Here is a 19,131-nt window from a genome sequence, read left to right on the forward strand (position 1 = left end):
CGGTCAGGGGATGGGCTCGTGCACGGTGACGAGCTTGGTGCCGTCCGGGAATGTCGCCTCGACCTGGACGTCGTGCAGCATCTCGGGGATGCCCTCCATGACGTCGTCACGGGTCAGTACCGTCCGCCCGGACTCCATCAGCTGGGCGACGCTCCGCCCGTCGCGGGCGCCTTCGAGTACATGTGCCGTGATGAGGGCGACGGCCTCGGGGTGGTTGAGGCGCAGACCGCGGTCCTTGCGCCGCTGTGCCACGTCGGCCGCGACATGAATGAGCAGCCGCTCCTGCTCGTGCGGGGTCAGTTGCATGCTTTCCACCTCACCGTCGTCGCCGGGCCCGGGGATGCCCTGGTCACTCACGGCGACGACACACGCAGGATAGATGTATCACACACGTGGTATTCGGCCGCCAACTGCCCCGGAGATTACGGCAGCGCCGTTTCGGTGGCGTTAACCTCGCCGCTGCGGTTGGACCGCACGGCAGCGTCGCCGGTCACCGCCCGCGTCGCCGGTCACCGCTTGCCGGGTGGCCGGCTCGCCCCGCGGGCGGAACGACGAGATCAGCGCTCTCCACGCGCTGTCCGGTGGTCGTCCGGCACCGACATGGAGACCAGAGCGCGCAGCCCCGTGGCGAATTCCTCGGGTGAGATACCGCCCCACAGCGCCTGCTGGACGAAGTACCCCTGTACGGCGCCGATGAGGATGCGGGCGACATGCACGGTGTCGGCCCCCGGGTCGACCCAGCCCCGCGACTGGTACTGCGAGATCAGCCGGGCCCACTGCACGGAAAGCTGCGCGTACGCGTCGGAGATCGTCTCGGCCAGCTCGGGGTTGCGCAGCCCCTCGCTCCACACCTGGACGAGCAGGCGGGGCAGTTCCCTGGGGTCCTCGCCGGCCCCGACGGACTCCTGGAGCCGTCCGAAGACCTCGATGAACAGCTCGTCCGGCGTCGGCGGCACCTGCGCGGAGGTCACCTGCTCGAAGGAGGTGCGGATGGTCTCCAGCGCTTCCGCCGCCACGGCTGCGATGATCTCCTCCTTGCTGCGGAAATAGCGGTAGACGGCACCCGCGGACAGCCCGCTCTCCTTGAGCACGTCCTGCATGGAGGTGGCGTGGAAGCCGTTGCGCAGGAAGCAGCGGCGGGCGCCGTCCAGGATCTGACGACGGCGGGCCTCTAGGTGTTCGGCGGAGACGCGAGCCATACCGAGAGCCTAAAACGAACGTTCCTTCTTGACAATCGACGCGCGCCCACGCAACGGTGGTCTCGCTAAAACGAACGATCCTTCTCTTTGCGAGACGCGGTTGCACGCCGCCGCCGCGTTCGCCCCTTCTTCCATCCCGTCCGCCCTTCTCTCCCAGCTGGAGGGTCACACCATGGCCACGACTCCCGACCCCTCCCCCACCCGGCCCCGGACCCGGGGGCCGCTCGCCGTACTGGTGGCGGTGCCGCTGATCGTCGCGTTCGCACTGTGGGCCTTCGCCTGGTCCGCCGCCCGCACCGCACCGCACGACCTGCCGCTCGGCGTCGCGGGCCCGCCTGCCGCCGTCGAGCAGTTGACGGACCAACTCCACCAGCAGAAGGGGGCCTTCGAGGTCCACCGCTACGACGACGAGGCCTCGGCACGGCAGGCGGTACGGGACCGCGAGGTCTACGGCGCCGTGGTCGCCACTGCCTCGGGGCCCAAGATGCTGACGGCGAGCGCCGCCGGTCCCGTGGTCGCACAGCTGCTGACCCAGGTGGCCACCCGGGCCGCACCCGAGGGAACCCGGGCGCGCACCGAGGATGTGGCCCCCGCCCCCGCGGCGGACCCGCGGGGCGCGGCACTGAGCGCGAGCGTGCTGCCGCTCGCCCTCGCGGGGGTGGCGGCCGGAGGGCTGACCGTCCTGCTGCGGCTGCGCGGTACGCCGGGCGTGGCCGCGCTGCTGGGGGCTTCCGCGCTGGTCGGTCTCGCGGCCGCCGCACTGGCCGACAGCTGGCTCGGCATCCTGACCGGCAACTGGTGGGCGGAGGCCGCCGCGTTCGGACTGACCGTGCTCGCCGTGAGTTCCACGGTTGCGGGGCTGGGGACGCTGCTGGGAGCGAAGGGCATCGGACTGGGCGCACTGTTGTCGGTGCTGCTGGGCAACCCCTGGTCCGGGGTGTCCAGCGCGCCGGAGATGCTGCCCGAACCACTGGGAGTGCTGGGCCAGTTGCTGCCGCCGGGGGCCGGGGGAACGCTGCTGCGCGGCGTCGGGTTCTTCGACGGCCGGGCGGTGGACACCCCGGTGCTGGTGCTGACCGTATGGGCGGTGCTGGGCCTGGCCGCGGTGACCCTCGGCGGCCTGCGCGCCGGGCGGCCGGAGTCGCGCCAGCCGGATGCCCGGCGGGCCCCGGCGGTCGACCGGGTGCCGGCCGGCTGAGCCGGACCCGCCTCGGCAGCGGAACGCGACCGACGGGCGGTTGCGGAGAGAAGAGCCCCGGCCTTCCGCTCTCCGCAACCGCCTGTCCGATATGCGCTCTTGACGGGGCCGCACACCCGCAGCATTCTCATGTCCGCGTCAAATCAACAGCATCGCTCCCTTCGCCGCTCCGGGCGATACCTGCCGTCCTCGGCAGTCCCACACCCCCCACACCATCGGAGCTCAGCAGTGATACGCGGACACCACAGACAGCAGCGCCGTGCTGCCGTCGCCACCTCGGCGAGCACCGCGCTCGCCCTCGCCCTGCTCGCCGCCGCGGGCGGAGCCGCCCAGGCCAGCCCCGACGGCCCCGGCGGCCGACCGGCCACCCGGACGGCCGCGGCACCCGACATCGACGTCGCCGCCGTCCAACAGGACCTGAAGGAGCTGCAGTCCGTCGCCGAGGCCAACGGCGGCAACCGCGCACACGGCCGCCCCGGCTACCGGGCCTCCCTCGATCATCTGAAGCAGAAACTGGACGCGGCCGGTTTCACGACCACCGTCCAGGAGTTCACCAGCGGCGGCAGCACCGGCTACAACCTCATCGCGGACTGGCCCAAGGGCGGCACCGGGGCGACGGTCATGACCGGCGCCCATCTGGACTCCGTGCGCTCCGGTCCGGGCATCAACGACAACGGGTCGGGCTCCGCCGGGGTGCTGGAGACCGCACTGGCCGTCGCCAAGGCGGACCTCGAACCCAAGAAGCATCTCCGGTTCGCCTGGTGGGGAGCCGAGGAGCAGGGCATGGTGGGCTCCGGCCACTACGTCGACAGCCTCTCGAAGGACGAGCTCGGCAAGATCGACGCGTATCTGAACTTCGACATGATCGGCTCGCCCAACGCGGGCCACTTCGTCTACGACGACGATCCGGCCGTCGAGTCCGTGTTCACGGACTGGTTCCGCGCCAAGGGGGTCCGGACGGAGCCCTCGGAGGAGACCAACGGACGCAGCGACCACGCCTCGTTCAAGCGGGCGGGCGTCACCGTCGGCGGCACCTTCACCGGCGCCGGCGCACGGAAGACCCGGGCGCAGGCCGACAAGTGGGGCGGTACGGCGGGCGAGCCGTACGACGCGTGCTACCACTCGTCCTGCGACGACACCTCGAACATCGACGAGAAGGCGCTCGACCTGCACAGCGACGCCATCGCGCACGCGGTCTGGACGCTCAGCTCCTGACCTTCGACCCCTGCGGGCTCAACTCCCCTGGCCCGGCCGCCGGTCCCCGGCGGCCGGGCCCCGGTGTTCGGCGGCGATCCCGAACCGCCGCGCCTCGCGCGGCACCGCACCGCCATGGGCGTCCCGGAATCCGGAGACGGTGCTGAGGATCTCCTCGGGCTCCGGCTGCTCCTGGTCGGCGGCCTCCAAGCGCTCCAGCCGCTCCAGATCGGCAGCCGACACCAGTCCGACGAGCGGCTTTCCATGCCGGGTCACCACAACGCGCTCCTCGCCGTAGACGACCCGATTGATCAGCTCCGCCAGCTCGGCCCGGGCCTGCGTCACCGGAATCTCGTAAGCCATGCCCGCCATTCTAGGGGCGAGCTCAAAACCGCAGGTCAAAGCGGTTATCGGACAGCAGTCGGGCGTTGCTCGCCCCCTGTCCCGCCGCCCCTGCGCCCTCTCCTCCGCACCCCGCGCGAGGGATCTCCCTGCTTCGCCTTCAGCGGAATCCGCCCCGCTCCATGGGCTGTTGAGCGCCGACCGTGGCAGGCTGCTCAGCGTACGTTCTGTACAACCTGTACATTTTCTCGCTCGGAGTGGAGTGCGACGCCATGCGGAACCAGCCGACAGCACCGACAGCCCGGTACGTCCTGCCCGAGTTCACGGAGCGCACCAGCAGCGGCATGCGGACGATGGACCCGTACTCGAAGCTGATGGAGGAGCGGATCGTCTTTCTCGGCACCCAGATCGACGACACCTCGGCCAACGATGTGATGGCGCAGTTCATCCACCTCGAACACACCGCGCCGGACCGGGACATCTCGCTGTACATCAACTCGCCGGGCGGCTCCTTCACGGCGATGACCGCGATCTACGACACGATGCGCTTCGTCTCCTGCGACATCGAGACCGTCTGTCTGGGACAGGCGGCCTCGGCCGCCTCCGTACTGCTGGCCGCCGGCACGCCGGGCAAGCGGCTCGCGCTGCCGGGCGCGCGCATCCTCATCCACCAGCCGTCGCTCAGCGAGCCCGTCCAGGGACAGACCAGCGATCTGGAGATCCAGGTGCGGGAGATGCTGCGCACCCGCGAGATGCTGGAGGAGCTGTACGAGCGGCACACCGGCCAACCGCGCAACAGGATCAGCCAGGACATCGAGCGCGACAAGATCTTCACCGCCGAGCAGGCCGTCGACTACGGGCTCATCGACCGGCTCACCACCAGCCGCAAATCGGCGCCCGTCGCCCCGGTGCGGCGGTGAGGCCGGGATGAGCCGCCACCGGCCGCCCGACCTGCCGCCGCTGCCCGCGCTGACCCGTGCCGAGTGCGAGGTGGTCGACGCCTATCTGGAGGTGCTCGATCTGCTCGGCCGTATCAACCCGGCTCGCGGCCGCGACACCTACAGCGGACTGCGCGCCGCCCAGGGCCTGGTCAGCAAGGCGGTCCGGCTGCGGGACGCGCTGACGCTGATGCACGAGCGCGGCGAGAGCGAACTGCACGCGGCGACGCTGGAGCGGGCGCTGCGGGTGCTCGACGGGGAACGGCGCGCGGGACTGGTCGGGCCACCCGCACCGAAACCGGACGACCGCACCACCTAGAGCAGGCGGGGAGCACACCGAAGTTCAGCCCCGGCGGAGTACGGCTCCCGCGTCAGCCAGTGGGCCGGCGGGTGCCGGTAGCGGCCGAGAGCCTGATCGTGTCGAGGAGCTGATGCAGCCGCAGGCCGGCGTCGAATCCTGGGACGCGGTCGGATGCCGGGGCGGCGCCGGACGTCGGGGTGCCGTCGGATCCGGGGCGCAGGTCCTGGGCCAGCCGGCGGTACATCTGGGCCACGTTGAAGCCCTCCGCGGCCGGGTCGATGCCGTCGGCCCAGCGGTACCGGTCGGGGACGGGCAACTGCTGATACGTACCGTCCGGGGCCGTCCCGAGCAGGCGCAGTTCACCGATCTGGATGCCTGCCGGGCCGGCTGCTCCGGTGGAGACGAGAGCCATGTCTCCCTCGGTGCCCGCGATGTCCAGCCGGGTCCGGGCGTCGGCGATCCCGGCATCGTGGATGTGGGCGGAGACGACGGCGCCGTTGCCGAGCGTCGCGGCGAGGACGAGGTGGTCGGGGCTCGTCGCCTCGACCACCTCACCGGTCTCGGCGACGGTGCACACGGGGTGCTGGACGGACAAGCCGGCCGAGAGCTCGCTGATGCCGCCGAGCATGTACTGCAGCGCGTCGAGGGTGTGCCCGCCCGCGGCCTCCAAGGTCCCGGCCCCGTTGTCGCGCTCCAGGGTGTAGGCCGCCCAGCCGGGGATCCGCCCCCGGGCGCCCTTGCCGCGGGCGGCGTACACGGTGGCCGATGTGACACGCCCCAACCGGCCCTCGGCGACCAGGTCACGGGCGTAGGCGACGGCCGGGGCGTACCGGGCCTGCAGTCCGATCACATGGTGCACACCGGCGCTGTGGGCCGCCTCGGTGAGACCGGCGGCCTCCTCGGTGGTACGGGCCAGCGGCCACTCGCAGTACACGTGCTTGCCGGCCGCCAGCGCCGCCTCGACCAGTTCGGCGTGCGCGGGGACCTCACGGTGACGACGACCAGGTCCACCTCGGGATGCTCGGCGAGCTGCCCGGGGTCGGTGAAGGCGTGGGCGGCCCCGAACCGGCGCGCCGCCGCCTCGGCGCTCTCGGCGCGGCTGGTGCCCACCGCGGGTCAACCGGACAGGTTTGGTCCAGTTATCGCTAGGATCAGCACATGAGCCGACCGAGAAGCAACGCAGTCGACCGTCTGCTGGTCGACCAGTCGGGGCGGCGCCCGCGCGCCGACGCCCGGCGCAACGTCGAGCGGCTGGTGGAAGCGGCCCGGACCACGGTCGCGGAGGTCGGCGTCGGCGTGTCGGCGCACCAGATCGCGCAGCGGGCAGGCGTGGGTGTCGGCACCTTCTACCGGCGGATCCCCTCCCTGGAACTGCTCCTCGAGACGGTGCTCGACGAAGTCCTCGACGAGATCACCGACGCCGCCGACCGCGCGCTGGCGGACCCGGACCCCTGGAACGGGCTCTGTGGCTTCGCGACGGCCTACGTGCGCCTCCGTGCGGAGAGCTGCGGCATCAGCGAGGCGCTCGGCGGCGCCTGCACAGACGCTCTCGCCACGCGGATCGAGCAGTTGCGGGAGGGGATCCGCCGTCTGGTGGAACGCGCCCGATCCAGCGGCGACCTGCGTACGGACGTCACCTGGCATGACGTCGCGTTCTTGTTCGCCGCCGCCGCGACAGGCGAACACACGCTGGGTCTGCGGGCCGACGGGCAGCAGTGGGAGCGCAATCTGCGGATCGTCCTCGACGGGCTGCGCCCGACACGCGTCGGCACGGTGCCGGGCGCTCCCGTTGCCTGAATCCCACCTCGGCGAAGGCCGCCCCGGCACGCCCCGTTGGCACGCCCCGTCCACCATCCGGATTTCCGATGACGGATGTCGGCCCCGGTGATTAGAGTGCCGATCATGCTTTCGGCAACGACGACGCTCTCCCCGCCCACCGCGTAAGGCGGGCGGCCACGCTCGGCTGCCGCGACGGACGCACGCTTGTCCGCCGCGGGGTCGGTGGCGCCCGCGCACGGGACCACCATTCGACCCCTCCTTACGCGGAGCGCATTCGTGCCGACTTCTTCCGCCGGTTCTTCCGGCTCCTGCGGCCTGCCCGTCGGGCGTGGCCTGCTCTTCCTCGCCGCCGCCGGTGCCACCTGGGGCACCACGGGCGCGGCCGTCGACCTCATCTTCTCCTCCAGCGACCTGGGCCCGCTCGCGGTGTCCTTCTGGCGCTATGTCAGCGGACTGACACTGCTGCTCACAGGGCGCGTCCTGCTGCTGTGGCTGCGTCCGCGCGGGGCGACCGCGGTGCCGCGGCTGCGCCCTGCCCTCCCCCGCTCCAGATTCGTGCTGCGCTTGTCGACCGGGCTGTGTCTGGCCGTCTTCCAGACCGCCTACTTCGCCGCCGTACCGGCGACCGGAGTGGCGGTCGCGACGATCGTGACGCTGGGCGCGGCCCCGGTGTTCGTGGCACTGGGCGCCTGGACGGCGCTGGGCGAGCGGCTGGGCCGGGGCGGTACGGCCGCCGTGGGCGCGGCGCTGACCGGGCTCGCCGTCCTGGTGCTGGGCGACGGCAGCGGCGGGGTGCGGCCCGGCGGTGTCGCCCTCGCCCTGCTGTCCGCGGCCGCCTTCGCCGCCTCCATGGTGCTCGCCCGTTGGGTGGGCAGCTCGGGTGCGCGGGAGAGCTCCTTCACTCTCACCGCATGGTCGTTCGGGGTGGGCGCCGTTGTGCTGCTCCCGTTCGCGCTGGCCGAGGGAGCCCTCCCGCACTCCGGTGAACTGGTACGGGTGGTACTGCTGTTGCTGTACGTGGCGGCGGTACCCACGGCTCTGGCGTACCCGCTGTACTTCGCGGGTGCCGCCGTCGTGCGGGCCGCCACCGCTTCGGTGGTGATGCTGATCGAGCCGGTCAGCGCCGCGGTGCTCGCCGTCGGGCTGCTCGGGGAGCGGCTGACCCTGCCGATGCTGGCGGGCACGCTGGTACTGCTGACCGCCGTGGCGTTCCTGACCCGGGCCGAGACGGCGCGGACCGCCTAGGCACCGGCGGACGGACCGCCTAGGCTCCGGCGGGTGGACGAGTTGGCGAAGATTCTCGAGGCCGCCGCCCGGGGCGAGTTCCCGCCTCCCGACGGTGGCACGACCGTGCTGCCGCAGCCCGCACCCCGCGACGCGGGCGTGCTCGCACTGACCGGGCACGCGGTCGTCTTCGCCGACCTGCCACCGGAGTGGATACGGCGCCAGCTGCCGCCGGACGACCTCGGCGCTCCGCTCGGGCCGCCGTTCCTCACGGCGCTGTGCGCCCGTACCGGCCGGAAGGCGGGCAGCATCGATGTGCTGCTCGCCCTTCCGCCGGAGCCCGGTGCCGCCGCCCACGACCCGGCGTTCGTCGGCGGGTTGGTGGAGACCCGCGACCAGTCGCACCCGCGAGTGGTCAGAGCGCTCGCCCACCGCGCGGACGTCCGGGTCTGGACGGCCTCCGGCGGCGGCACGGTGCTGACCGGACGCGGGGTGGCGGACCGCTGGGAGGTGGCCGTCGAGGTCGACCACACGGCCCGCGGCCTGGGGCTGGGCCGCGCGCTGGCCGCCGCCGCGCGGGCCCTCGTGCCGGCGGACGAGACGCTGTGGGCGCAGGTGGCGCCGGGCAACGCGGCGAGCCTGCGGGCGTTCCTCGCGGCGGGCTTCGTACCCGTCGGTGCGGAGGTGCTGCTCTCACCGGAGGAGTCTCCGCGCTGAACCGGCCGGGGCCGGGCCCCGGTCACCCCGTGGGCACCGGCAGCCACGGGAGTTCGACCCGGACGGTCTTGCCGCCGCCGGGCGCGGGAACGACCCGCATCCGGCCGCCGGACTCGGCAGTGAGGGTACGGATGATCACCAGTCCGCGTCCGTTGTCCTGCTGCACGGCGGCCGGGAGCCTGCGGGGTCGGCCGGGGTGGCTGTCGGTGACGCCCAGACACAGCCGCTCGGTCTCCTCCAGCCGTAGATCGACCGTGAAGGTGGGCGATCTGCCGAAGGTGTGCTGGACGGCGTTGGTGGCGAGCTCGGAGACGATCAGGCGCAGCATCTCCATGGCGTCCGCGTCCGCCGGCAGGCCCCAGGCGCGCAGGGTTTCCATGACATGTCTGCGGGCGGCGGCGACGGAAGCGGGCACGCTCGGCAGGGTGATCGTCGCTTCCTGGTGGTCTGCCATGGCGAGGCCGTCCCTTTCCCGGGGCCGTTGGCTCCTCCGTCGCGCGGCAGCGGGCACACGCTCCGCGCTTTCGCATCCGCGCCTTCGAAGGGGCGGAGGGCGTCCCGGAACCGCTGCGCGACAGAGTGCCACTCCTGGCGGCGCCGTGCGGCCGATCCCCCTGCTTGCGCGCGGTTCTGTCGCCCGAAGCGGTGAACTCTGCGGGGCCGGGACCGTTTTGGCCGCGGCCCCGACTATCGGGCCCTCACGCCCGGGGAGGGCACGCCGCCTCCGGGGGCGGCGGAGTGCCGCCGGCCTTGCGGCTCAGGCCGTGCGGGGTGCCGTGGCGATCACCGTGTCCGCCGCCCGGGCGAGCACGGCTGGGGACAGGTCGCCGCGGGCGGTCAGCCGCAGGCGGGAGACGCCGTCGGGGACGGACGGCGGACGGAAGCAGCCGACGTGGATGCCCGCGCTGCGGCAGTCGGCGGCCCACCGCACCGCGGCCTGCGGCGAGGGGGCCCGCACCGAGACGACGGCCGCGTCGGGCCGGGTGGCGTCCAATCCGGCCGCGGTGAGCCGGGTGTGCAGTTCGGTGGCGACGGCACGGGTGCGCGTCGCGCGTTCGGGTTCGCGGCGCAGCAGCCGCAGTGCACCTAGTGCGGCGCCCGCCGCGGCGGGGGCCAGCCCGGTGTCGAAGATGAAGGTCCGCGCGGTGTTGACCAGGTGCGCGATCACGTGCGCCGGCCCCAGGACGGCGCCGCCCTGGCTGCCCAGCGACTTCGACAGGGTGACCGTCACCACCGTGCCGGGGGTGCCCGCGAGCCCCGCCGCGTACGGTGCGCCCCGGCCGCCCTCGCCGAGCACCCCGAGACCGTGTGCGTCGTCGACGAGCAGCCCGGCGCCCGCCGGGGCGCAGACGGAGGCCAGCGCGGCCAGCGGGGCCGCGTTCCCGTCGACGGAGAAGACGGAGTCGGTGACGACCAGGGCGGGCCCCTCGCCCGTGTGCGTCTGCAGTTCCTTGGCCACCGCCTCCGGGTCCGCGTGCGCGGCGACGGCCCTGCGGGCGCGGGAGAGGCGGCAGCCGTCGATCAGTGAGGCGTGGTTGTGGGCATCGGAGACGATCAGGCCGCCGCCGCCCGGCGCGTTGGTGAGCGCGGTGACCGCGGCGAGGTTGGCGGCGTACCCGGAGGAGAGGACCAGGGCCGCCTCGAAGCCGCAGAAGGCGGCCAGCTCCGTCTCCAGCCGGGCGTGCAGTTCGGTGGAGCCGGTCACCAGACGGGAGCCGCTCGCGCCGGCGCCCCAACTCCGGGCCGCCTCGGCGGCGGCGTGGACCACCTCGGGGTGCCGGGAGAGGCCGAGGTAGTCGTTGCCGGCCAGGTCGAGCAGCGGGGAGTCGGCGGGCCGCGGCACCAGGGTGCGCAGCAGCCCTGCGGCGCGGCGCGTCTCCAGCGCCGCGGCGGTCCATGCGAAGGGGTCCTGGGACATGGGGGCTCTCTTCGTCACCCGCGTCGTCACGCCGGGCCGCCGGGGCGCCCGGGCTTTCGCGCGGCCTGGGATGCACGGTTGGGGCTGTGCCGGTTGTTTGTAGGCAGTCAATAGAACCTAACGTGCCATGACGAAGGTCGACGTGTGACAACATCCACACCTCGCTCAAGCGGTCTTGTAGGCTTCCTCCATTACCCGGCAGGGTCGCATGGGCAAGGATCGTGCCCATGGACGACCTGCTGAACTCACTGGTGAACAAGGGGCTCCGCGGCGAGACACCCACGCGGGACGAGGCACTGGCGGTGCTGCGTACCACGGATGACGACCTGCTCGATGTGGTGGCGGCTGCCGGGAAGGTGCGCCGCCGGTGGTTCGGGAAGCGGGTCAAACTCAACTATCTGGTGAACCTCAAGTCCGGGCTGTGCCCGGAGGACTGCTCGTACTGCTCGCAGCGGCTCGGTTCCGAGGCCGGCATCCTCAAGTACAGCTGGCTCAAGCCCGAGGAGGCGGCCGACGCCGCGGCGGCCGGGGTGCGGGGCGGCGCCAAGCGGGTCTGCGTGGTGGCCAGCGGGCGCGGCCCCACCGACCGTGACATCGACCGGGTCTCCCGGACGATCGAGGCCATCAAGGACCGCAACGAGGGCGTCGAGGTGTGCGCCTGCCTCGGCCTGCTCTCCGAGGGGCAGGCCGAGCGACTGCGCACGGCGGGGGCCGACGCCTACAACCACAACCTCAACACGTCCGAGGCCACCTACGGCGACATCTGCACCACGCACACGTACGAGGACCGGGTGGAGACCGTCAAGCAGGCGCGGGGTGCCGGGCTCTCGCCGTGCTCCGGGCTGATCGCGGGGATGGGTGAGACGGACGAGGACCTGGTCGACGTGGCGTTCTCGCTGCGGGAGCTGGACGCGGACTCGGTGCCGGTCAACTTCCTGCTGCCGTTCGAGGGCACGCCGCTGGCCGAGCAGTGGAACCTCACGCCGCAGCGTGCGCTGCGCATCCTGGCCATGGTGCGGTTCGTCTGTCCGGATGTGGAGGTGCGGCTGGCAGCCGGACGCGAGGTGCATCTGCGCTCGCTGCAGCCGCTGGCGCTGCACCTGGCCAACTCCCTCTTCCTGGGCGACTACCTCACCAGCGAGGGCCAGGCGGGCAAGGCCGACCTGGAGATGATCGCCGACTCCGGCTTCGAGGTCGAGGGCACCGAGGAGACCACGCTGCCGGACCACCGGCGGCAGGAGACGGCACACCCCCATGAGCGGGTCGCCGTGCGGCTGCGGGGCGCGGGGACGGAGCTGCCGCCCAATGCCTGAGCGCACCACCGCGACAGCCGTGCCCGGCGCACCGGTCGAGCCTGACGAGCCGGGCGCGGCCGACGCCGCTGAGGCCGCCGACCCCACCGGGAGCACCCAGGACACCGGAAGCACCGGAAGCATCGGGCAACTGCTCGCGCTGGACCGGCAGCACGTGTGGCACCCGTACGCGCCGATGCCGGGCAGTGCCGATCCGCTGGTGGTGGAGTCCGCCTCAGGGGTGCGGCTGCGGCTGGCCGAGGCGGCGCACGGGCAGCGGGAGCTGGTGGACGGCATGTCGTCCTGGTGGTCGGCCATCCACGGCTACAACCACCCGGTGCTCAACGAGGCCGCCCGTGACCAACTCGGCCGGATGAGCCATGTGATGTTCGGCGGGCTCACCCATGAGCCCGCCGTACGGCTGGCCGCCCGGCTCGCCGAGATCGCTCCCGGCGATCTGGAGCACGTCTTCTTGTCCGACTCGGGTTCGGTCGCCGTCGAGGTGGCGGTCAAGATGTGCCTCCAGCACTGGCGTTCGCTGGGCCGCCCGGAGAAGCGGCGGCTGCTGACGTGGCGGGGCGGCTACCACGGGGACACCTGGCAGCCGATGTCGGTGTGCGACCCCGAGGGCGGTATGCACCAGCTGTGGTCGGGCGCGCTGCCGGTGCAGGTGTTCGCCCAGGCGCCGCCCTCCGGCTTCGCCGCGGAGCCCGACGAGGCGTATCTGGCGCACCTGCGGGAGTTGATCGGGCAGCACGCGCACGAACTGGCCGCCGTGATCGTCGAGCCGGTGGTGCAGGGCGCGGGCGGGATGCGGTTCCACTCCCCCGGGTACGTCCGGGCGCTGCGCGAGGTGTGCGACGCGCACGATGTGCTGTTGGTGCTGGACGAGATCGCCACCGGGTTCGGCCGCACCGGAGAGCTGTTCGCCGCCGAGCACGCCGGGGTGGCTCCCGATGTGATGTGTGTCGGCAAGGCGTTGACCGGCGGCTATGTGTCGATGGCCGCCACATTGTGCACACCGCGCGTGGCGCGGGGGATCGCGGCGGGCTCGGTACCGGTGCTGGCACACGGACCGACGTTCATGGGCAACCCGTTGGCCGCGGCGATAGCGGGTGCCTCGTTGGATCTGCTGCTGTCCCAGGACTGGCGGGCCCAGGTGCGGCGGGTGGGCGACGGCCTGCGCGCCGGGCTGGCCGGCGCCACCGGACTGCCGGGGGTACGGGAGGTCGGCGTGCTGGGCGCGATCGGTGTCGTACGCCTCGACCACGAGGTGGACCTCGCGGCGGCGACCCGCGCCGCCGTACGGGCCGGGGTGTGGCTGCGGCCGTTCCGCGACATGGTCTACGCCATGCCGCCGTACGTCACCGACGACGAGGACGTCGCACGGATCGCCGCCGCGATGTGCGCGGCGGCCCGGGAAGGCTGACGGGAGGCCGAGGATGCCGAACATGTGGAACACATCCGATCTGCCGGGTGGGGGCGGCGTGCTGTGCGTCTCCGGAGCCGGGACGGAGATCGGCAAGACGGTGACCACGGCGGCGGTGGCCGCGTGCGCACTGCGCGCCGGCCGCTCGGTTGCCGTGCTCAAGCCCGCCCAGACGGGGGTGGCCGCCGACGAGCCGGGGGATGTGGCCGAGGTGCTGCGGCTGGCCGGCGGTGGCGGGACGGCGCCGGACGCGATGACCGGCGCCGAACTGGCGCGGTACCCCGAGCCGCTGGCGCCGGAGACGGCGGCCAGACGCGCGGACCTGCCGTACGTGTCGGCGCGCCAGGTCGCGGAGGCGGCCGAGAAGCTGGCCGCCTCGCACGACCTGGTGCTGATCGAGGGCGCGGGCGGACTGCTGGTGCGGTTCGACGACCACGGCTCGACCCTGGCGGACGCTGCGCGGCTGCTGGCCGCGCCGGTGCTGGTCGTCGTCCAGGCGGGGCTGGGGACGCTGAACACGGCGACGCTGACCGCCGAGGCGCTGCGGGCCCGGCGGGTGGAGTGCGCGGGGACGGTGATCGGCAGCATGCCGGCGACGCCGGGGCTCGCGGAGCGCTGCAACCTCGCCGACCTGCCGCGGTACTCCGGGCTGCCGCTGCTGGGCGCCGTCCCCGAGAGGGCCGGTGCGCTGCCGCCGGCACGGTTCAGCGCGGCGGCGCCGGGCTGGCTGACACCTGAGCTGGGCGGCACGGCGACGGTACCGGCGGCAGCGGACTGAGCGGGCCGCTCACAGGGTCCAGCTGCGCAGCTCCGCGGCGATGGCGTCGAGGTCGGCGGTGCCGTCCTTGACGAGCCTCGCCAGGTCGCGGATCCGCTCCGGCGAGGTGACCACCTTCAGTCCGCTGGCGACGAGGTAGCCGTAGGCCACGGCGGACGCGAACAGGGCGTTGGAGCGCTCCAGGGCCGGTACGTGCAGCAGGAGTTGCAGCAGCGCGGCGGCGCGGTCGTACGGTTCGGCGTAGACGGGGCGGCCGAATATGGCGGCTTCGTGGCGGCTGACGGCGGCGACCAGGGCCCCGTAGTCGGTGACGCGTGGGTCGCCGGGGGTCTTCTCCTCCGCCAGGATGAGCAGCCAGGCGAGGTCGATGCGTACGGTCACGCCGCGGGCAGGCTTCCGGTCCCGCTCCCGCTCGCGCCGCCGCGCTCGCCGGGCGCGGTGTCGAACTCCTCGGCGAAGACCGCTTCGTAGCTCTTCATGAAGTCGGCGGCCGCGTCCACGAAGGAGCGGCCCACCTCGGCCGCGTCCCGCTGGACCAGCTCCTCGATGTACCGGTTGACGCTCACACCGCGGGCCAGCGCACGCTCTCTGGCGGCCTGCGCCGTCGCCTCGTCGACGCGGACGTTCATCTGTGTCTTCGCCACACCACCACGCTAGCACCGTTCCGCTAGCAGTGAACAGGCGCCGGGTCGCCCCACCACCCCGTGGCCCGGGGGTGCCGGCCCGCCCTAGGATCAAGGCTTCGACCGCTCACCGACGCCAACTCGGCGCCCTCCAGGGAGGCTTGGCATGTCCGGTCCCGTACGACCGTTCCGTTTCGGTGTGAACATGGTGAGCTTCGGCTCGGGCGAGGAGTTCCGGCAGCGCTGCCGGCGAGCCGAGGAACAGGGCTACGACACCGTCCATGTGGCCGATCACCTGGGCATGTCCGCCCCCTTCCCGGCGCTCGCGGCTGCCGCCGAGGCCACCGAGCGGCCCCGGCTGGGCACGTTCGTGCTCAACGCCGGCTTCTGGAACCCGGCGCTGCTGGCCCGCGAGGTGGTTACCGTCGACCAGCTCTCGGGTGGCCGGTTCGAGCTGGGGCTGGGCGCCGGCTATGTGAAGGCCGAACACGACAGAGCGGGCCTGCCGTGGGCCTCGCCGGGCGGCCGGGTGGACCACCTGGAGCACCTGGTCGCCGAGGTGAGCCGGCTGCTGGCCGACCCCGAGCACACGCCGCGCCCGGTGCAGGAGCCGGTGCCGCTGCTGATCGGCGGCAACGGTGACCGCGTACTGAGGCTGGCGGCCCGCACCGCCGCGGTGGCGGCCTTCACCGGCGGTCGCCAGGTGCCGGGCGAACCGGACGGCACGATGGCGCTGATCTCCCCGGCGGAGCTGGAGGAGCGCACCCGGGCGGCCATGGGCTTCGCCGAGGACCGGGCCGAGCCGCCGGAGCTGAACTACCTCGTCCAGTACGTCGCGCAGACCGCCGACCCCGGCGAGGCCCTGGAGCGTCTGCGCCCGTACGGGCCGGGGATGAGCGACGAGGAGCTGCTGGCGCACCCGGCCCTCCTGCTGGGCTCCCCCAAGGAGATGGCCGAGCAGCTGCGTGCCCACCGGGAGCGCTTCGGCTTCTCGTACTTCACCGTGCTCGACCCCTTCATGGACGTGTTCGCCCCGGTGGTGGAGGAGCTGAGCGGCAGCTGATCAGCACCGGCACCACCCGTTCAGCAGGCGAAACAGCGTGGCAGCGGCAGTGCGGGCCGTGCTGGGATGCCGACCATGAGCGATCTTTCGATACGGGCCGCGACCGAGCGGGACATCGAGGCGGTGCTGGCCTTCTGGCGGGAGGCCGCCGAGGGCACCAGCGTCAGCGACGACCGGGAGGGGGTGGCGCGGCTGCTGGCCCGCGACCCGGAGGCCCTGCTGCTGGCGGAGTGGGACGGACACCTGGTCGGCACCGTCATCGCAGGCTGGGACGGCTGGCGCTGCTCCCTCTACCGGCTCGCGGTGGCGCCCTCCCGGCGACGGCAGGGCGTCTCCCGGGCCCTGCTGGCCGCCGCCGAGGAGCGGTTCGCGGCGCTGGGCGGGCGGCGCGGCGACGCGATGGTGCTGGACGCGAACGAGCGGGCGCACCGGGCGTGGGAAGCCGCCGGTTACGCTCCGCAACCACAGTGGAGCCGTTGGGTGAAAACACTCGTCTCCTGAGCTCAGGAACCGGTCGGCCACTCGGTCCGTTTACGCTGTACATCGCCGGGCCTGCATTCCCGCAGGCCCGGCACAGTCATCGGATCCGAAAGGTGTGAGCGTCCGCCCATGGGCGACCCTCCCAGTAGTGGCCCCCGAAGCAGCAACCGACATCGCGCGTACCGGCGCCCCCTGTCCCACGATGGGAGGGAGGTGAGGGGCCGATGACGGAAGTCCTGCTGCTGTTGGTGGCACTGCTGCTGTCGCTGGCCTGCGGTGGCTTCGTGGCGGCGGAGTTCTCCTTGACGACCGTCGAACGCAGCGAACTGGAGCGGGCCGAGCAGCGCGGCGACCGGGGTGCGAAGAGCGCGCTGGCGGCCGTGCGCTCCCTCACCTTCCAGCTGTCGGGCGCGCAGCTGGGCATCACCGTCACCAACCTGATCGTCGGTATGCTCGCCGAGCCGTCCATCGCGAAGCTGATCGCCGGACCGCTGCGCTCGCTCGGCGTGCCCTCCTCTGCCTCCTCGTCCGTCGCCCTGGTGCTCGGCACGGGGTTCTCGACGGTCGTCCTGATGGTGGTCGGCGAGCTGGTGCCGAAGAACTGGGCGATCTCCAAGCCGCTGCCGGTGGCCCGGAAGGTGGCGACACCGCAGCGCGTCTTCTCCGCCGCCTTCCGGCCGCTGATCCGCCATCTGAACAACACCGCCAACCGGGTACTGCTGCGGATGGGGCTCGAACCCACCGAGGAGCTGGCCTCGGCCCGCTCCCCGCAGGAGCTCGTGGCCCTGGCGCGGCACTCCGCCAAGGAGGGCGCGCTGGAGGAGGACACGGCCGATCTGTTCGTGCGCACCCTGCACCTGGCCGAGCTGACGGCGGAGAACGTGATGACGCCGCGGGTGCAGGTCACCTCGCTGGAGGTGCAGGCCACGGTGGAGGACGTCGCCAACGCCACCCGCGCCACGGGGCTGTCCCGCTTCCCCGTCTACCGGGGGAACCTGGACACCGTCGTCGGCATCGTGCGGATCAAGGACGTGCTGGCGGTGCCCGCCGCCGAACGTCGGCTGCGCCCGGTGACCGATCTGATGCGCGAGCCGCTGCTGGTGCCCGAGTCGCTGACCGTGGACCGGCTGCTGGACCAGCTCTCGGGCGGGGACCGCAGCATCGCGATCGTCATCGACGAGTACGGCGGCACGGCAGGTGTCGTCACCCTGGAGGACATCATCGAGGAGGTCGTCGGCGAGGTCCGCGACGAGCACGACCCGCTGGAGACGCCCGATCTGGCGCCGGCCGGACAGGACGCGGAGGGCCGGCACCTCTATGTGGCGGACGGCGCGGCCCGTACCGACCAGGTCGAGAGCATCGGGCTGCGTGCCCCGGAGGGCCCGTACGAGACGCTCGCCGGGCTGATCGCCACCGAACTGGGACGCATCCCGGCCGTCGGGGACACGGTGTCGGTCGCCGGCTGGCGGCTGGAGGTCACGGACGCGACCGGACGGCGCGCCGCACAGGTGCGGCTGTACGGGCCCGCGCCGCAGGACGATCCGGCCGGGTCCGCGGCCGCTGACCGGGCGGAGGCACACCGATGACGGTGATCCAGCTCTTCATCGGGTTCCTGACGCTGGTGCTCAACGCGTTCTTCGTGGGCGCCGAGTTCGCGCTGATCTCGGTACGGCGGGCCCAGATCGAGCCACTGGCCGAGGACGGCGACAAGAAGGCCCGCAAGGTGCTGTGGGGCCTGGAGCACGTGGCGCAGATCCTGGCCGCGGCGCAGCTGGGCATCACGCTGTGCACCCTGGTGCTGGGTGTCGTCGCCGAACCGGCCATCGCCCACCTGCTGGAGCCGGTCTTCCACGCGATGGGCGTACCGGACGGTGTGGCGCACGGCGTCTCCTTCGTGATCGCGCTGTCGCTGGCCACCTATCTGCACATGCTGCTGGGCGAGATGGTGCCGAAGAACATCGCGCTGGCCGGGCCCGAGCGGGCAGCGCTGCTGCTGGGTCCGCCGCTGGTGGCTCTGACGAGGGCGCTGCGCCCGGTGATCTTCACGGTGAACTCGTTCGCCAACGGCATCCTCAAGCTGATCCGGGTCGAGCCCAAAAGCGAGGTCGAGGCCGCGTTCTCCGACGACGATCTGGCGCAGATGGTCGCCGACTCCAGTGAGGCGGGGCTGCTGGACGACCGTTCCACCGAACGGCTCCGGGACGCGCTGGAGCTGGGCAGGCGGCCGATCGGCGATGTGGCGCAGCCGCTGCACAAGGTGGTGACGGCGGGTCGCGGCGTGACGCCCGAGGGGCTGGAGAACCTCTCGGCCGAGTCCGGGTTCTCCCGCTTCCCCGTGGTGGACGACGACGGCCGGGTACTGGGCTATCTGCACGTCAAGGACGCGCTGGACGCCTCGCCCCGGGAGGCGCCGTTCCCGCTGACGGCGATGCGTCCGATCGCCCGGGTGCGCGCCTCGCTGCCGCTGGACGACGTGCTGGGCGCGATGCGCTCCAGCGGCACCCATCTGGCAGCCGTCACCGGCTCCGACGGGCGGGCGACGGGTGTGGTGACGATGGAGGACGTGCTGCGCGAGCTGGTCGGCCAGGCGTAGCAGCGCCGCCCGCCCGCCGACGGCACGGTTGCCCCGAGGGCGAGAGATCGTTGCTCGGGGCAA

General features: G+C 72.7%; 22 protein-coding genes. 14 read left to right on the forward strand and 8 right to left on the reverse strand.

Annotated features, from left to right (window positions below; all coding sequences use genetic code 11):
• Positions 1-3: 3 nt before the first annotated feature.
• Positions 4-306 (reverse strand): urease subunit gamma, encoded by a 303-nt coding sequence (locus JW613_RS19455; RefSeq protein WP_209212091.1) that lies wholly within the window; start codon positions 304-306, stop codon positions 4-6.
• 251 nt (positions 307-557) lie between these two features.
• Positions 558-1,199: a TetR/AcrR family transcriptional regulator gene (locus JW613_RS19460; RefSeq protein ID WP_209212092.1), complete on the reverse strand. Its 642-nt coding sequence runs from the start codon at positions 1,197-1,199 to the stop codon at positions 558-560.
• A gap of 172 nt (positions 1,200-1,371) precedes the next feature.
• Here JW613_RS19460 and JW613_RS19465 point away from each other — a divergent pair, with 172 nt between their 5' ends.
• Positions 1,372-2,397 (forward strand): ABC transporter permease family protein, encoded by a 1,026-nt coding sequence (locus tag JW613_RS19465; RefSeq protein ID WP_209212093.1) that lies wholly within the window; start codon positions 1,372-1,374, stop codon positions 2,395-2,397.
• A gap of 228 nt (positions 2,398-2,625) precedes the next feature.
• Complete coding sequence (locus tag JW613_RS19470; RefSeq protein WP_307865950.1) at positions 2,626-3,612, forward strand: M28 family metallopeptidase; 987 nt, start codon at positions 2,626-2,628, stop codon at positions 3,610-3,612.
• 18 nt (positions 3,613-3,630) lie between these two features.
• Here the strand turns inward: JW613_RS19470 and JW613_RS19475 are convergent, their stop codons facing one another.
• The gene (locus JW613_RS19475) at positions 3,631-3,954 is read right to left on the reverse strand and encodes a type II toxin-antitoxin system Phd/YefM family antitoxin (protein ID WP_209212095.1); all 324 of its coding nucleotides are present in this window, start codon (positions 3,952-3,954) and stop codon (positions 3,631-3,633) included.
• A gap of 251 nt (positions 3,955-4,205) precedes the next feature.
• Between JW613_RS19475 and JW613_RS19480 the strand changes: the two genes are divergently transcribed.
• Together JW613_RS19480 and JW613_RS19485 are read left to right on the forward strand one after the other, a co-directional pair.
• Entirely contained in the window at positions 4,206-4,853 is a 648-nt protein-coding gene (locus JW613_RS19480; RefSeq protein WP_209212096.1) for an ATP-dependent Clp protease proteolytic subunit, read from the forward strand.
• Positions 4,854-4,860: 7 nt separating this feature from the next.
• A complete protein-coding gene (locus tag JW613_RS19485) occupies positions 4,861-5,190 on the forward strand; it encodes a hypothetical protein (protein WP_209212097.1) in 330 nt (109 codons plus the stop codon).
• Positions 5,191-5,242: 52 nt separating this feature from the next.
• Here the strand turns inward: JW613_RS19485 and JW613_RS19490 are convergent, their stop codons facing one another.
• A complete protein-coding gene (locus JW613_RS19490) occupies positions 5,243-6,292 on the reverse strand; it encodes a Gfo/Idh/MocA family protein (RefSeq protein WP_209212098.1) in 1,050 nt (349 codons plus the stop codon).
• Between the two features lie 38 nt (positions 6,293-6,330).
• Here JW613_RS19490 and JW613_RS19495 point away from each other — a divergent pair, with 38 nt between their 5' ends.
• The 3 genes from JW613_RS19495 to JW613_RS19505 all read left to right on the forward strand — a co-directional run bounded on the left by JW613_RS19495 (position 6,331) and on the right by JW613_RS19505 (position 8,892).
• Positions 6,331-6,969 (forward strand): TetR/AcrR family transcriptional regulator, encoded by a 639-nt coding sequence (locus JW613_RS19495; protein ID WP_209212099.1) that lies wholly within the window; start codon positions 6,331-6,333, stop codon positions 6,967-6,969.
• Positions 6,970-7,227: 258 nt separating this feature from the next.
• Entirely contained in the window at positions 7,228-8,196 is a 969-nt protein-coding gene (locus JW613_RS19500) for a DMT family transporter (RefSeq protein ID WP_209212100.1), read from the forward strand.
• Positions 8,197-8,229: 33 nt separating this feature from the next.
• Positions 8,230-8,892 carry a GNAT family N-acetyltransferase gene (locus tag JW613_RS19505; protein ID WP_209212101.1) on the forward strand — a complete coding sequence of 221 codons (663 nt, stop codon included), beginning with the start codon at positions 8,230-8,232 and terminating at the stop codon, positions 8,890-8,892.
• A gap of 22 nt (positions 8,893-8,914) precedes the next feature.
• Here JW613_RS19505 and JW613_RS19510 read toward each other — a convergent pair whose 3' ends face one another.
• A complete protein-coding gene (locus tag JW613_RS19510) occupies positions 8,915-9,346 on the reverse strand; it encodes an ATP-binding protein (RefSeq protein WP_209212102.1) in 432 nt (143 codons plus the stop codon).
• Positions 9,347-9,649: 303 nt separating this feature from the next.
• On the reverse strand, positions 9,650-10,810 hold the full coding sequence (locus tag JW613_RS19515) for an 8-amino-7-oxononanoate synthase (protein WP_209212103.1): 1,161 nt from the start codon (positions 10,808-10,810) through the stop codon (positions 9,650-9,652).
• A gap of 227 nt (positions 10,811-11,037) precedes the next feature.
• Between JW613_RS19515 and bioB the strand changes: the two genes are divergently transcribed.
• The 3 genes from bioB to bioD are packed head-to-tail and all read left to right on the forward strand — an operon-like array spanning position 11,038 to position 14,309.
• Positions 11,038-12,123: a biotin synthase BioB gene (gene bioB / locus JW613_RS19520; RefSeq protein WP_099878205.1), complete on the forward strand. Its 1,086-nt coding sequence runs from the start codon at positions 11,038-11,040 to the stop codon at positions 12,121-12,123.
• Positions 12,116-13,531, forward strand: a complete 1,416-nt coding sequence (locus tag JW613_RS19525; protein ID WP_209212104.1) for an adenosylmethionine--8-amino-7-oxononanoate transaminase — start codon at positions 12,116-12,118, stop codon at positions 13,529-13,531. The genes bioB and JW613_RS19525 overlap by 8 nt, the downstream gene beginning before the upstream one ends.
• Before the next feature lie 22 nt (positions 13,532-13,553).
• On the forward strand, positions 13,554-14,309 hold the full coding sequence (gene bioD, locus JW613_RS19530) for a dethiobiotin synthase (protein WP_209212105.1): 756 nt from the start codon (positions 13,554-13,556) through the stop codon (positions 14,307-14,309).
• Positions 14,310-14,318: 9 nt separating this feature from the next.
• Here bioD and JW613_RS19535 read toward each other — a convergent pair whose 3' ends face one another.
• Complete coding sequence (locus tag JW613_RS19535) at positions 14,319-14,690, reverse strand: fic family toxin-antitoxin system, toxin component (protein WP_209212106.1); 372 nt, start codon at positions 14,688-14,690, stop codon at positions 14,319-14,321.
• Positions 14,687-14,953 carry a toxin-antitoxin system HicB family antitoxin gene (locus JW613_RS19540; protein WP_209212107.1) on the reverse strand — a complete coding sequence of 89 codons (267 nt, stop codon included), beginning with the start codon at positions 14,951-14,953 and terminating at the stop codon, positions 14,687-14,689. The genes JW613_RS19535 and JW613_RS19540 overlap by 4 nt, the downstream gene beginning before the upstream one ends.
• A 145-nt stretch (positions 14,954-15,098) precedes the next feature.
• Between JW613_RS19540 and JW613_RS19545 the strand changes: the two genes are divergently transcribed.
• From JW613_RS19545 to JW613_RS19560, 4 genes are all read left to right on the forward strand, one after another.
• On the forward strand, positions 15,099-15,995 hold the full coding sequence (locus JW613_RS19545; protein WP_209212108.1) for a TIGR03621 family F420-dependent LLM class oxidoreductase: 897 nt from the start codon (positions 15,099-15,101) through the stop codon (positions 15,993-15,995).
• A gap of 75 nt (positions 15,996-16,070) precedes the next feature.
• Positions 16,071-16,496 (forward strand): GNAT family N-acetyltransferase, encoded by a 426-nt coding sequence (locus JW613_RS19550; protein ID WP_209212109.1) that lies wholly within the window; start codon positions 16,071-16,073, stop codon positions 16,494-16,496.
• A 203-nt stretch (positions 16,497-16,699) separates the two neighbouring features.
• On the forward strand, positions 16,700-18,061 hold the full coding sequence (locus JW613_RS19555; protein ID WP_209212110.1) for a hemolysin family protein: 1,362 nt from the start codon (positions 16,700-16,702) through the stop codon (positions 18,059-18,061).
• Entirely contained in the window at positions 18,058-19,068 is a 1,011-nt protein-coding gene (locus JW613_RS19560) for a hemolysin family protein (protein WP_209212111.1), read from the forward strand. Before JW613_RS19555 ends, JW613_RS19560 begins: the two co-directional genes overlap by 4 nt.
• Positions 19,069-19,131 lie beyond the last annotated feature (63 nt).

This window comes from Streptomyces smyrnaeus, from assembly GCF_017676345.1.
Lineage (GTDB): Bacteria > Actinomycetota > Actinomycetes > Streptomycetales > Streptomycetaceae > Streptomyces > Streptomyces smyrnaeus.

Coding starts and splice junctions, on each gene's coding strand:
- JW613_RS19460 (WP_209212092.1), bottom strand. CDS start 1,199: ATGGCTCGCGTCTCCGCCGAACACCTAGAGGCCCGCCGTCGTCAGATC.
- JW613_RS19485 (WP_209212097.1), top strand. CDS start 4,861: ATGAGCCGCCACCGGCCGCCCGACCTGCCGCCGCTGCCCGCGCTGACC.
- JW613_RS19560 (WP_209212111.1), top strand. CDS start 18,058: ATGACGGTGATCCAGCTCTTCATCGGGTTCCTGACGCTGGTGCTCAAC.
- JW613_RS19455 (WP_209212091.1), bottom strand. CDS start 306: ATGCAACTGACCCCGCACGAGCAGGAGCGGCTGCTCATTCATGTCGCG.
- JW613_RS19545 (WP_209212108.1), top strand. CDS start 15,099: ATGTCCGGTCCCGTACGACCGTTCCGTTTCGGTGTGAACATGGTGAGC.
- JW613_RS19555 (WP_209212110.1), top strand. CDS start 16,700: ATGACGGAAGTCCTGCTGCTGTTGGTGGCACTGCTGCTGTCGCTGGCC.
- JW613_RS19510 (WP_209212102.1), bottom strand. CDS start 9,346: ATGGCAGACCACCAGGAAGCGACGATCACCCTGCCGAGCGTGCCCGCT.
- JW613_RS19480 (WP_209212096.1), top strand. CDS start 4,206: ATGCGGAACCAGCCGACAGCACCGACAGCCCGGTACGTCCTGCCCGAG.
- JW613_RS19475 (WP_209212095.1), bottom strand. CDS start 3,954: ATGGCTTACGAGATTCCGGTGACGCAGGCCCGGGCCGAGCTGGCGGAG.
- JW613_RS19550 (WP_209212109.1), top strand. CDS start 16,071: ATGAGCGATCTTTCGATACGGGCCGCGACCGAGCGGGACATCGAGGCG.
- JW613_RS19525 (WP_209212104.1), top strand. CDS start 12,116: ATGCCTGAGCGCACCACCGCGACAGCCGTGCCCGGCGCACCGGTCGAG.
- bioB (WP_099878205.1), top strand. CDS start 11,038: ATGGACGACCTGCTGAACTCACTGGTGAACAAGGGGCTCCGCGGCGAG.
- JW613_RS19465 (WP_209212093.1), top strand. CDS start 1,372: ATGGCCACGACTCCCGACCCCTCCCCCACCCGGCCCCGGACCCGGGGG.
- bioD (WP_209212105.1), top strand. CDS start 13,554: ATGTGGAACACATCCGATCTGCCGGGTGGGGGCGGCGTGCTGTGCGTC.
- JW613_RS19495 (WP_209212099.1), top strand. CDS start 6,331: ATGAGCCGACCGAGAAGCAACGCAGTCGACCGTCTGCTGGTCGACCAG.
- JW613_RS19515 (WP_209212103.1), bottom strand. CDS start 10,810: ATGTCCCAGGACCCCTTCGCATGGACCGCCGCGGCGCTGGAGACGCGC.